The following is an 11804-nucleotide window of genomic DNA, read 5'->3' as shown; positions in this document are numbered from 1 at the left end:
GGGGAGCACCACGATGGCCAAGGTGCCCGTGCGCAAGCCCAAGAAGAAGCAGAACCCGCTCAAGGCGGCCAAGATCGAGGCCGTCGACTACAAGGACACCGCGCTGCTGCGCAAGTTCATCTCCGACCGCGGCAAGATCCGCGCGCGTCGGGTGACGGGCGTGTCCGTGCAGGAGCAGCGGCAGATCGCCAAGGCGATCAAGAACGCCCGCGAGATGGCGCTGCTGCCCTACAGCAGCTCCGCCCGCTGAGGACGAGGAGGGACGAGATGAAGCTCATCCTCACCCACGAGGTGTCGGGGCTCGGCGCGCCCGGCGACGTCGTCGAGGTCAAGGACGGCTACGGCCGCAACTTCCTGCTCCCGCGCAACCTGGCCACCCCGTGGACCAAGGGCGGCGAGAAGCAGGTCGAGTCGATCCGCAAGGCCCGCAAGGCCCGCGAGATCGCCAGCCTGGACGACGCCAAGTCCGTCAAGCAGTCGCTGGAGTCCCGCACGGTGGCGTACGTCGCCCGCGCGGGCCAGGGCGGTCGCCTCTTCGGCGCCGTCACCCCGGCCGACGTCGCGCAGGCCGTGACCGCCGCCGGCGGCCCCGCGGTCGACAAGCGCAAGGTCGAGCTGGTCCAGCCGATCCGCACCGTCGGCCAGCACAAGGCGCTCGTGCGCCTGCACCCCGACGTCTCGGCGACCGTCACCATCGACGTCGTCGCGGCCCAGGGCTGAGCGGACCACCGCAGCGGTACCACCGGGGGCCGGTCGCGCACGGCGCGGCCGGCCCCCGGTGCGTCCGGGCCCACCGCGCCGGCGGACCGCCACCGGCCCGGCGGCCGCGTCGTCAGAGCAGCGGCGCCGCCGGCGGACCGCCCGGTAGCCCGCCCGGTAGCCCGCCCGGTAGCCCGCCCGGACCGGCCGCCCAGCGCCGCACGGCGGCCACGTCGCGCTCCAGCTGCGCGACCAGGGCGCTGGAGCCCGCGAAGCGCTGCTGCCCGCGCAGCGGCACGTGCAGCGCCACGACCAGCGCGCACCCCTCGAGGTCGGCGTCGAGGTCGAGCAGGTGCGCCTCGAGCACCCGCGGGCCGTCCGGGCCGTAGGTGGGGCGCCGGCCCAGGGACAGCGCCGCCGCGCGCGGCGGCCCGCCGTCCACCTGGGCGGTGCCGGCCCACACCCCGTCCACCAGCCCCGCGCCCGCGTTCGGCAGCGAGGCCACCGGCACGTTGGCGGTGGCGAAGCCCAGCAGGTGACCGCGGCCCGCGCCCCGCTCGACGACCCCGCCCAGGCGCAGCACCACGTCGGGGGACGCCGACGGGCGCCGCGGTGCGGGCACGGCGCCGCGCGGCCTCGGTGCGCCGGAGGAGGCGGTGCCACCGTGACGGTTCACGCGTCCTCCTGTCGTCGACGTTCACGGGGAGTGAACCGCGCACCCGTTTCCCCCGGGCAACGGTGACGTTTCACGGTGGTTGCGCGCAAGGGGCGTCACGGTCCCGTCGCGGTGGCGCGCAGGTCGAGCGCGACAGGCGCGTCACCCGGCGCCGGTGACCAGCCAGGCCGCGGAGCGCTCGCGCCGCACCAGGGTCGCCAGCCGGGCCAGCGAGTAGGCGCCGGCGAAGCACACCCACAGCCACACCAGCCCGGTGCGCCCCGCGGGGGCCAGCGCGAGCACCAGCAGCGCGGCCGGTGCGTACGCCGCCAGCGCCACCACCCCGGCGCGGGCCAGGTAGCGCCCGTCCCCGGCGCCGATGAGCACGCCGTCGAGGACGAAGACCCACCCGGCCACGGGCAGGCACGCCCCCAGCACCACCAGCGCCGCGGCCAGGTCCCCGCGCACCTGCTCCTGCGGGGCGAACAGCCCGGCCACCGGCCACGCCGTGACCACCACCAGCACCCCCAGCGCGACGCCCACGACCAGTCCCCAGCGCACGCAGCGGCGCACGGTGGCGCGCACCCCCTCGACGTCGCCGGCGCCCAGCGAGCGCCCCACGAGGGCCTGCGCGGCCACCGCCAGGGCGTCCAGGGCCAGCGCGGTGGTCGTCCACACCGTCGAGGCGACCTGGTGGGCGGCCAGCGCGGAGTCGCCCTGCGCGGCGGCCACGTGCGTGGTCAGCAGCAGCGCCACGCGCAGCGAGAGGGTGCGCACCAGCAGCGGCACGCCGTCGCGGGCGCTGCGCAGCACCCCCAGCGGGTGCGGGCGCACCGGGGCGCCGGTGCGCCGCACGCCGCGGGCGACGACCGCGGCCAGCACCAGCGCCATGAGCACCTGGGTGGCGGCGGTGCCCGCGGCGGAGCCGGCGATGCCCAGGTCGAGCCCGTGCACGAGCAGCACGTTCAGGGCGACGTTGAGCGCGGCGCCGCCGGCGGCGACCACCAGCGGGGTGCGCGTGTCCTGCAGCCCGCGCAGCACGCCGGTGGCGGCCAGCACGACGAGCATCCCCGGCAGGCCCCACAGGCTCACCCGCAGGTACGTCAGCGCGTACGGGCGCGCGGCGGCGGAGACGCCCAGCGCGTCGACGACCGGCCCGGCCGCGGCGTGCACGAGCGCGGCGGTCACCACGCCCAGCGCCAGCGCCAGCCACACCCCGTCCACACCGGCGGCCAGCGCCGCGCGCTCGTCGCCGGCGCCGAGGCGGCGGGCGACGGAGGCGGTGGTGCCGTAGGCGAGGAAGACGAACAGGCTCACGGCCGTGGCCAGCACCGCGCCGGCCACCCCCAGGCCCGCCAGCGGCAGCGTGCCCAGGCTCGCCACGATCGCCGAGTCGGCCAGCAGGAACAGCGGCTCGGCCACCAGGGCGCCCAGCGCGGGCACGGCCAACCGCGCTATCTCGGCGTCCTGCGCACCGGCCCTGAGCGTGCGGGGTGAACCGTTACCGGACCGCAACCCCACGGTCGTCCCCCCGTCGTCCCGGTGGATTTCTCCTCCACACCTGGTGGACGGCATCGTCGCAGCTCAGGGGTGGTGACCCGGCCGCGGGGGGTCCGGATCGGCGAGTTGTCCCCAGGCTTGTCCACGTCCTGTGCACCGGCACCCCCACGTCGTCCACAGGTTGTCAACCGCCCTGTGCACAGGGCGGTTTGACCGCCGCTCACCGCGTGCGCGAAGGTGCCGGGACCGGGGTGTCGGACCCGGCCGGTAGACCGGTGGGCGACACCGGTGAGGGTGCGCGGCCGTGCGGTGGCCGGCGGCCGGGTGCGGGAAGAGGGGCGCAGCAGCGTGACGACGTTCGACGACGCTCCGGCGAAGCGCGGCGGGCCGCAGGGCCCCCGGCGCGGCGGGGACCGCGGCAGCGACCGCGGGCCCGAGGTGGGCAGCGAGCCCTTCGAGCGCATGCCCCCGCAGGACATCGCCGCCGAGCAGGGCGTGCTGGGCGGCATGATGCTCTCCAAGGACGCCATCGCCGACGTGGTGGAGGTCCTCAAGGGCGTCGACTTCTACCGCCCCGCGCACGAGCTGATCTACGACGCGGTCCTCGACCTCTACTCGCGCGGCGAGCCGGCCGACCCCGTGACGGTCTCCGCCGAGCTGACCAACCGCGGCGAGCTCGCCCGCGTGGGCGGCACCCCCTACCTGCACGACCTCATCTCCACGGTGCCCACCGCCGCGAACGCCGGCTTCTACGCCCGCATCGTGCGCGAGCGCGCCGTCCTGCGCCGCCTCGTCGAGGCCGGCACCCGCATCGTGCAGATGGGCTACGGCGCCGACGGCATGGACGTCGACGCCATCGTCAACTCCGCCCAGGCCGAGGTCTACGCCGTCACCGAGAAGCGGGTGAAGGAGGACTACGCCGTCCTCGGCGACGTCATCGAGGGCGCCATCGACGAGATCGAGGCCAGCTCCCACCGCGGCGAGGGCATGGTCGGCGTGCCCACCGGCTTCGCCGACCTCGACGGGCTCACCAACGGCCTGCACCCCGGCCAGATGATCGTCATCGCGGCCAGGCCGGCCGTGGGCAAGGCGCTCGCCCTGGACACGCCCCTGCCCACCCCCACCGGGTGGACCACGATGGGCGAGGTCCGGGTCGGCGACGAGGTCCTCGGCGCCGACGGGCGGCCGACGCGCGTGGTCGCGGCCACCGACGTCATGGACGACCGGCCCTGCTACGAGGTCGTCTTCTCCGACGGCAGCACCGTCGTCGCCGACGCGCAGCACCAGTGGCTGACCAGCACCGTGACGCGTGCCGCCGCGGTGCGCACCACCGCCGACCTGGCCGACGAACTGCAGCGGGGCGTCGCGCACCGCGTCGCGGCGTGCAGGCCCCTGGAGCTGCCCGCCGCCCGGCTCGCGCAGCCGCCGTACCTGCTGGGCGCGCGCCTGTCCGGCTGGACCGGCGCCACCCGCGGCCCGGGAGCGCCCGCACCCGAGCTGGTCGTCCAGCTCGAGGTCGAGGGAGCTGCGGGTGAGCTCTCCGCGCCGGTGCGCTCCGTGCCGCAGCAGTACCTGCGCGCGTCCTCGGCGCAGCGCCGCGCGCTCCTGGCCGGCCTGCTCGACGTCGGCGGATCGGTCACGACCTCGGGCCTCGTGGAGTGGAGCACCGACGAGCCGCGACTGGCCTCGGACGTGCTGGAGCTGCTGCACTCCCTCGGTCACCGCGTCTTCCAGCGCGTGCACGCCGGCCGCACCACCCTCGGCTTCCAGCCGACCGAGGACGTGTTCCGGCTCGAGAGCAAGAGGCTCGCGCTGAAGGAGGCGCTCGCCGACCGCGTCGTCCCCGAGCCCCAGCGCTGGATCGTCGACGTCGTCGCGGTCGAGCCGGTGCCGGTGCGCTGCGTCGAGGTCGACAACGACGACCACCTGTACCTCGCCGGCCGCTCGATGGTGCCCACCCACAACTCCACCCTCGGGCTGGACATCGCCCGCGCGGCTTCCATCAAGCACGGCCTCGCGTCGGTCATCTTCTCCCTGGAGATGGGCCGCAACGAGATCTCCATGCGCCTGCTCTCCGCGGAGGCGCGCATCCCCCTGCAGAACATGCGCAAGGGCACGATGCGCGAGGACGACTGGACGAAGCTGGCGCGCACCATGGGCTCGATCTCCGAGGCGCCGCTGTACATCGACGACTCGCCGAACATGTCGCTGATGGAGATCCGCTCGAAGTGCCGGCGGCTCAAGCAGCGCGCCGACCTCAAGCTCGTCATCGTCGACTACCTGCAGCTGATGACGTCCGGCAAGCGGGTGGAGAGCCGCCAGCAGGAGGTCTCGGAGTTCTCCCGCGCGCTCAAGCTCCTCGCCAAGGAGCTCGAGGTGCCGGTCATCGCGCTCTCGCAGCTGAACCGCGGTCCCGAGCAGCGCACCGACAAGAAGCCGCAGATGAGCGACCTGCGCGAGTCGGGCTGCCTGACGGCGGACACCCGCGTGCTGCGCGCCGACACCGGCGCCGAGACGACGATGGAGGAGCTGTTCGCCCTGCAGGCGCGCGACGTTCCGGTGTGGGCGCTGGACGACTCCCTGCGCTACGTGCGCCGGCACCTCACCCACGTCTTCCCCACGGGCGTCAAGCCGGTCTTCCGGCTGCGCCTGGCCTCCGGCAAGGAGGTGCGCGCCACCGCGAACCACCCGTTCCTCACCTACGGCGGCTGGAAGCCCCTCGGTGAGATCGGCGCGGGGGACCGCCTGGCGGTGCCGCGCCACGTGCCCGGCCCGGAGCGCGTGGGCACCTGGGCGGACGACCGGGTCGTGCTGCTGGCGCACCTCCTCGGCGACGGCTCGTTCGTGCGCCGCCAGCCGCTGCGCTGCGCGAGCGTCGACGAGGCCAACCTCACGGCCGTCACCGAGGAGGCGGCGTCGGCGTTCGGCATCACCGCGGTCCGCGACCAGTACCCGGCGGCGCGCTGCACGACGCTGCGCCTGCCCGCGCCGTACCGCCTGGCCCGCGGCCGGAGGAACCCGCTCGCCGAGTGGCTCGACGACCTGGGCCTATTCGGGCTGCGCAGCCACGAGGAGTTCGTGCCGACCGAGCTGTTCCACCTGCCCAAGCGGCAGATCGCCCTCTTCCTGCGCCACCTGTGGGCGACGGACGGGTCCGTCACCGTCAACGCGGCGGGACGCGGCGGCCGCGTCCACTACGCCTCGACGAGCCGACGCCTCGTGGACGACGTGTCGAGGCTGCTGCTGCGCTTCGGCATCTCCACGAGGGTGCGGCAGGCGACCCCGAAGGGTTCGCACCGCCCGGGGTGGACGCTCGACGTGTCGGGCGTGGACGACCAGCGCCGCTTCCTGCAGGAGGTCGGGGTGCACGGGGCCCGCGGCGCTTCCGCCGAGCGCCTGCTGCAGGTGGTGCGCGACGTCAGCGGCAACCCGAACGTCGACACCGTGCCGCGGCAGGTGTGGGACGACGTGCGCCGCGTCCTCGTGGAGGAGGGCATGACGCACCGCGAGTTCGCGGAGGCGATGGGCACGCGGTTCCGCGGTAGCACGATGTGGAAGCACGCGCCGTCGCGCGCGCGCCTCTCCCGGGTCGCCGAGGTGCTCGGCGACGCCGACCTGGAGGTCATGGCCGTCAACGACGTCCTGTGGGACGAGGTCGTGGCGGTCGAGCCGGACGGCGAGGAGCAGGTGTTCGACGCCACCGTCGCCGGTGGCCACAACTTCGTCGCCAACGGGATCGCGGTCCACAACTCCATCGAGCAGGACGCCGACATGGTGATCCTCCTGCACCGCGAGGACATGTACGAGAAGGAGTCCCCGCGCGCCGGCGAGGCGGACTTCATCGTCGCCAAGCACCGCAACGGCCCCACCGACACCATCACCGTCGCCTTCCAGGGCCACTACTCGCGCTTCGTGGACATGGCGACCTGACGCGGGGCGCGACCGGCGCGTGCCCGGCACGGCACGGACCTGCCGGGTCCGCGCCGTGCGGGGCACCGGGCGCCGCCCTCGTGAGAGCCTCCTGCCGTCCCTCGGCCGGGGGAGCGCCCCCGCGGGCGCACCGGCGGTGGACCGACCGCAGAGCCGCCCCGAACCCCCGGAGGGAACCCCGTGAGCGTCGCCGGCACCTGGAACCTGACCATCGCCACCCCCGTCGGGGAGCAGCGGACCACCGTGGAGCTCACCGGTGACGACACGGACCTGCGGGGCGTGGCCCGCTCGGACGCCGGCGAGGTCGCCCTGAAGGAGGTCGTCCTGCGGGGCGAGCGCCTCACCTGGAAGCAGTCGATCACCCGGCCCATCAAGCTCAACATCGCGTTCGACGTCGTCGTCGAAGGCGACGAGCTGCGGGGCAGCTCGAAGGCCGGCCTGTTCCCGAAGTCGCAGGTCACCGGCCGGCGCGTCGCGCCGGCGCTGTGACGGCGCCCTGAGGGCGCGCGCGTGCCCGGCGACGGCGCCGAGGAGGGCGGCGAGGCCGTCTGCTGGCTGGACCGCGTCTGCCCGGAGTGCGGGGCGCTGCGCGAGGGCGCCGACGCGCCCTGCTGCACCGTGCCGCAGGCCGCGCAGCCCGGCGGCTGAGCGGGCCGCGGCGCCACCCGGGCGGCGGGGGGCGGCCCCGGCGCGACGGCCTCAGGCCCCGGCCGCGTCGCCGCCGGGAGACGTGCCGTGCGCCTCGTGCGGAGCGCCCACCATCTCCGCCAGGGTGGTGGTCGTCCGCCAGTTGCGCAGGGTCAGCGAGGCGTAGACCGGTGTGCCGACGATGCGGGTGACCCGGCTGCGCGTCGCCAGGGCGTTCAGGCGCCGGTGGTAGAACGCCAACGGGCCGAACGCCACCTCGTCCACGGCCGGGTCGGCCGGGACGTGCGGCTCCACCTCGGCGGCGCTGACGCCGACGTAGAACCCCACGTCGTAGCGGTAGGTGCCCGGCTCGGAGCCGAACCCGGCCGGGGCGTCGTCGAGGACGGAGCCGAAGGCCTCCGCGCCCAGCGTCAGCGCACGGACCGGGCCGGTGTCGAGGTCGAACCCGGCCGCCAGGACGTCCTCGACGTGCGCGCTCACCCCGGCGGCGGTCAGCTCCGACTCCAGCACCACGTTGCCGGACTGGATGTACGTGGCGACCCCGGTGAAGTCGCGCGCCAGGCGCTCGCGCAGCACCGCCATGGGGACCTTGTTGCGGCCCCCGACGTTGACGCCGCGCAGCAGGACGACGTACCGCACGTGCCACCGCCCTCCCGTGCCGCGCCCAGCGCCGTCGCCGGTGTCGGCGTCCCCGGGACGCCCGGTCGGCACCGGGCAACCCCACGCCCTCGCGGTGCACGTGTCAAGCCCGCCGGGAACGGTGCCCGGCGCGCGGCGCCGCCCCGCGTGCGCCGCCGCCCACGGCGCGCCAGACTGAGTGGCGCCGGGCCCGACGAAGAGCTGGGAGGACGACCGTGGTCGATCTGCGTGGTCTCGCCGAGGTGCACCTGGAGACGGCCCGCGGCTCCGCCCACGGACGCAGCGCCGAGCTGCTCGTGCACGACAACCGGCTGCGCCAGACCGTCATCGCCCTGACCGCCGGCACCCACCTCGGCGAGCACAACCCCCCGCACGCCGGCAGCGTGCACGTGCTCAGCGGGCGCGTGCGCCTGACGGGCGGCACGGGCGGCACCGGTGGGACCGGCGTCGAGGTCGGCGGCGGCGAGCTGGTCGTGATCACCCACGAGCGCCAGGCGCTCGAGGCGCTGGAGGACTCGGTGGTCCTCTACACCGCGGTGACCGGCCTGACCCCGGAGGACCGCGCCGTCTGAGCCGGCCCGGCCGCGGCGGGCTCGGCGCTGGGCCGCAGCGCCACCAGCGCCGTCGTCTCGCCGTCCTCGTCGGTGGCGGTGGCCGCCTCCAGCCCCGCGGCGCGCGCGGCGCGCACCGCCGCGGGCACCTGCGCCTCGCCGACCTCCACCACCAGCGCGCCGCCCGGGCGCAGCCAGCGGCCCACCCCGGCGACGACGCGCCGCAGCACGTCCAGGCCGTCGGCGCCGCCGTCCAGCCCGGCGCTCGCCTCGTGCTCGCGCGCCTCCGGCGGCATCAGCGCCACCTGCGCGCTGGGCACGTACGGCACGTTCGCCACGACGACGGCGACCGCGCCGGCCAGGTGCGCGGGCAGCGCGGCGAACAGGTCGCCGGTGTGCACGTGCGCACCCGGCAGGTTCGCCCGCGCGCAGCGCACCGCGGTCGGGTCCACGTCCGCGGCGTGCACGAGCAGGCCGGGCACCCGCGCCGACAGCGCCGCCGCCAGCGCGCCGGTGCCGCAGCACAGGTCCACGAGCACGTCCCCGGTGCGCAGGCGCCGGGCGGCGAGGTCCACGAGCAGCTCCGAGCGGTGCCGCGGGACGAACACCCCCGGCGCCACCGCCAGCCGCAGCCCGCAGAACTCGGCCCAGCCCAGCACGTGCTCCAGCGGCTGCCCGGCGACGCGGCGCGCGGTGAGGGCGTCCAGCTCGCGCGGGTCGTCCGTGGCCGCGCGCAGCAGCTGCGCCTCCCGCTCGGCGAAGACGCACCCCGCGGCGCGCAGGCGCCGCACCAGCTCGTCGTCCGGCACGGGGCGAGTGTGGCCGGGCCGGTGGGCGCCCGCCACCCGCGCGCTCGCGCTACGCGCCCGCCGCGAGGAACGCGGCGATCGACTCGACGACGACGCGGTGGTCCTCCGCCTGCGGGAGCCCGGACACGGCCACGGAGCCCACGCACCCGACCCCGCGCACGAGGACGGGGAACGCGCCGCCGTGCGCGGCGAAGCGGGCGGTGTCCAGGCGCGAGTCGGTGTCGAAGTCGCCGCCGGAGGCGCGGAAGCGGGTGCCCACGAGGTAGGAGGAGCACCCGTACAGGTCGACCACGGCCATCTTGCGCTCCAGCCACACGTCGTTGTCGGCGGAGGAGCCGGGCAGGCCGACGTGGAAGAGGCGCTGGCCGTTGCGGCGCACGGCCACCGCCACGGGCAGGTCCTCGGCCAGGGCCCGCTCGGCGATCAGGGTGCCCAGCCGCCAGGCGGTGAGGTTGTCGAAGGAGGCGAACACCAGGGTGCGCTCCTGCTCCTGCAGCTCGGCGATCAGGGCGGTGGGGTCGTCGGTCATCGCGGGCTCCTCCGGGCGGTGGGGAGCCGAACGCTAGCGGGGCGCGCGGGTGCGGCGCCGGGCGGCCAGCGCGCACGCCCCCGCCAGGACGGCCAGCGCGCGGCGCACCTGGTGGGCGCGCTCCCAGCGCGCGCGGCCCTCGCGCCAGCCGGGCACCTCCACCCGCGGGTCCCACGTGCGCAGCCGCCGGTTGAACGGCACGTGCACCCGCACCGTCAGGGCCACCGCGCCGGCCACGCACGCCGCCCCGGCGGCCCGCCACGCGGCGGCCACCGGCGCGCGCCGGGCCAGCGAGGCCGCGGCCGCCGTCCCGGTGGCGATGACGGCGACCGACAGGGCGGGCGCCAGGCGGCTCATCACCGTGTCGGCGTGCTGCTGGTGGGAGACGAACTCGCCGAAGCCCGGGGCGCGCCGCCGGTGCCCGCCCAGGTCCGGCACGACCGCCAGGACCAGCGCGGCGGTGCAGGCGTCGTGGGCGGTGGGGGCGGCGCGGGCGGCGCGGGCGGCGAGGTCCGCCGGGGAGGTCACCCGGCGACCCTGCCGCACCGGAGGCGCGGCCGCACGGGGACGCACGGGAACGCACGGGAACGCACGGGAACGCACGGGGGCGCCGCGCTCGCGGGTCCCGGTCGCCCGGCGGAGGGGCGGCCGTAGGGTCGCCCGACCGGCGCGGTGCCGGGTGGTGAGCGGGAGGAGCACTCGTGCCGGAGATCGCGGCGCACGCCAGGTCGATCCCGTCCTCGGGCATCCGGCGGGTGTTCGAGCTGGCGCAGGACGTCGAGGGCGCGATCCTGCTCAACGTCGGTGAGCCGGTGCTGCCGGTGGCCGGGCACGTGCTGGCGGCGGGCGCGCGGGCGTGGGAGGCCGACGTCACGCACTACACCGCCAACGGCGGCATCGCGCCGCTGCGCGAGGCGGTGGCGGCGAAGCTGGCGCGCGAGAACGGCTTGCGGGTGGAGCCGGAGCGGGTCTGGGTGACCGCCGGCGGGATGCAGGCGCTGCACCAGGCGATGGCGCTGACCCTGGACGCGGGGCAGGAGGTGCTGGTGCCCGACCCGGGGTACGCGAACTTCGCGATGACGGCCCGGCACGTCGGGGCGGTGCCGGTGCCGTACGCGCTGCGCGCCGAGCGCGGTTTCCGCCCCGACGTGGCCGACCTGGAGGCGGTGACCACCGCGCGCACCCGCGTGCTGGTGGTGAACTCCCCCTCGAACCCGCTGGGCACCGTGCTGGGCGAGGAGGACCTGCGCGCGCTGCTGGCGTTCGCGGCGCGGCACGACCTGTGGGTGATCAGCGACGAGGTGTACGAGCGCTTCACGTACGGCGTGCCGCACGTGAGCACCGCGGCGCTGGACGACGACGGGCGGGTGCTCAGCGTCTTCTCGTTCTCCAAGACGTACGCGCTCACCGGCGCGCGGGTGGGGTGGCTGGTGGCGCCGGCGGGCTGGGGCGAGGTGCTGCGCTCGGCGCAGGAGGCCGTGGTCAGCTGCGTCAACGCCCCCGCGCAGCTCGCGGCGCTGGCGGCCCTGGAGGGCGAGCAGGACGTCGTGGAGCGGGCGCGGGAGTTCTACCGCGGCAACGTGGCGGCGGCGTGCGCGCTGCTGGAGGGGGCGGGCGTCGCGCACCAGCGCCCGGACGGGGCGTTCTACCTGTGGGTGGACGTCTCGCACGCCTCGGGCGGGGACGTGGCCGCGTGGACGGAGCGGTTCCTGCGCGAGCGGCGGGTGGCGGTGGCGCCGGGCAGCGCGTTCGGCGCGCGCGGCGAGGGGTGGGTGCGCGTGTGCGCGGCGGGCGGGCGCGCCGAGCTGCTCGAGGGCCTCTCGCGCCTGCCCGTGCCCTGAGGG

The 11804-nt window shown here is 76.3% G+C and carries 13 protein-coding genes; 7 read left to right on the top strand and 6 right to left on the bottom strand.

Translation table 11 applies throughout. The annotated features are described in order from the left end of the window. Positions 1–13: 13 nt before the first annotated feature. Positions 14–250 carry a 30S ribosomal protein S18 gene (rpsR, locus tag ACRYMN_RS01495; protein WP_012085900.1) on the top strand — a complete coding sequence of 79 codons (237 nt, stop codon included), beginning with the start codon at positions 14–16 and terminating at the stop codon, positions 248–250. A 17-nt stretch (positions 251–267) separates the two neighbouring features. Further along, a complete protein-coding gene (gene rplI, locus ACRYMN_RS01490; RefSeq protein WP_432491237.1) occupies positions 268–720 on the top strand; it encodes a 50S ribosomal protein L9 in 453 nt (150 codons plus the stop codon). A gap of 112 nt (positions 721–832) precedes the next feature. Here the strand turns inward: rplI and ACRYMN_RS01485 are convergent, their stop codons facing one another. Together ACRYMN_RS01485 and ACRYMN_RS01480 are read right to left on the bottom strand one after the other, a co-directional pair. Continuing rightward, positions 833–1375, bottom strand: coding sequence for a riboflavin kinase (locus tag ACRYMN_RS01485; RefSeq protein WP_432491235.1), 543 nt, complete (start codon positions 1373–1375; stop codon positions 833–835). Between the two features lie 141 nt (positions 1376–1516). Then, positions 1517–2797 carry an MATE family efflux transporter gene (locus ACRYMN_RS01480; protein WP_432491233.1) on the bottom strand — a complete coding sequence of 427 codons (1281 nt, stop codon included), beginning with the start codon at positions 2795–2797 and terminating at the stop codon, positions 1517–1519. A 519-nt stretch (positions 2798–3316) separates the two neighbouring features. Between ACRYMN_RS01480 and ACRYMN_RS01475 the strand changes: the two genes are divergently transcribed. From ACRYMN_RS01475 to ACRYMN_RS01465, 3 genes are all read left to right on the top strand, one after another. Further along, a complete protein-coding gene (locus ACRYMN_RS01475) occupies positions 3317–6784 on the top strand; it encodes a replicative DNA helicase (RefSeq protein ID WP_432491401.1) in 3468 nt (1155 codons plus the stop codon). A 180-nt stretch (positions 6785–6964) separates the two neighbouring features. After that, positions 6965–7273 (top strand): hypothetical protein, encoded by a 309-nt coding sequence (locus ACRYMN_RS01470; protein WP_432491231.1) that lies wholly within the window; start codon positions 6965–6967, stop codon positions 7271–7273. A 21-nt stretch (positions 7274–7294) separates the two neighbouring features. Further along, a complete protein-coding gene (locus ACRYMN_RS01465) occupies positions 7295–7432 on the top strand; it encodes a hypothetical protein (RefSeq protein WP_432491229.1) in 138 nt (45 codons plus the stop codon). A gap of 51 nt (positions 7433–7483) precedes the next feature. Here ACRYMN_RS01465 and ACRYMN_RS01460 read toward each other — a convergent pair whose 3' ends face one another. Beyond that, entirely contained in the window at positions 7484–8071 is a 588-nt protein-coding gene (locus ACRYMN_RS01460; protein ID WP_432491227.1) for a DUF1697 domain-containing protein, read from the bottom strand. Between the two features lie 215 nt (positions 8072–8286). Here ACRYMN_RS01460 and ACRYMN_RS01455 point away from each other — a divergent pair, with 215 nt between their 5' ends. Beyond that, positions 8287–8643: a cupin domain-containing protein gene (locus ACRYMN_RS01455; RefSeq protein WP_432491225.1), complete on the top strand. Its 357-nt coding sequence runs from the start codon at positions 8287–8289 to the stop codon at positions 8641–8643. Here ACRYMN_RS01455 and ACRYMN_RS01450 read toward each other — a convergent pair. The 3 genes from ACRYMN_RS01450 to ACRYMN_RS01440 are packed head-to-tail and all read right to left on the bottom strand — an operon-like array spanning position 8598 to position 10488. Continuing rightward, complete coding sequence (locus ACRYMN_RS01450) at positions 8598–9431, bottom strand: putative protein N(5)-glutamine methyltransferase (RefSeq protein ID WP_432491223.1); 834 nt, start codon at positions 9429–9431, stop codon at positions 8598–8600. The two genes, ACRYMN_RS01455 and ACRYMN_RS01450, sit on opposite strands and share 46 nt — an antisense overlap. A 49-nt stretch (positions 9432–9480) precedes the next feature. Continuing rightward, entirely contained in the window at positions 9481–9960 is a 480-nt protein-coding gene (locus ACRYMN_RS01445) for a heme-degrading domain-containing protein (protein ID WP_432491221.1), read from the bottom strand. 33 nt (positions 9961–9993) lie between these two features. Beyond that, positions 9994–10488, bottom strand: a complete 495-nt coding sequence (locus ACRYMN_RS01440; RefSeq protein ID WP_432491219.1) for an anthrone oxygenase family protein — start codon at positions 10486–10488, stop codon at positions 9994–9996. Between the two features lie 173 nt (positions 10489–10661). Between ACRYMN_RS01440 and ACRYMN_RS01435 the strand changes: the two genes are divergently transcribed. Beyond that, the gene (locus ACRYMN_RS01435) at positions 10662–11801 is read left to right on the top strand and encodes a pyridoxal phosphate-dependent aminotransferase (RefSeq protein ID WP_432491217.1); all 1140 of its coding nucleotides are present in this window, start codon (positions 10662–10664) and stop codon (positions 11799–11801) included. The last annotated feature ends 3 nt before the right edge of the window (positions 11802–11804 follow it).

The sequence above is a fragment of the Kineococcus gypseus genome (assembly GCF_050871305.1).
GTDB classification, from domain to species: Bacteria; Actinomycetota; Actinomycetes; order Actinomycetales; family Kineococcaceae; genus Kineococcus; species Kineococcus gypseus.
Note: the sequence above shows the minus strand (reverse complement) of the source record. Positions and strands in the feature narration are given on the sequence as shown.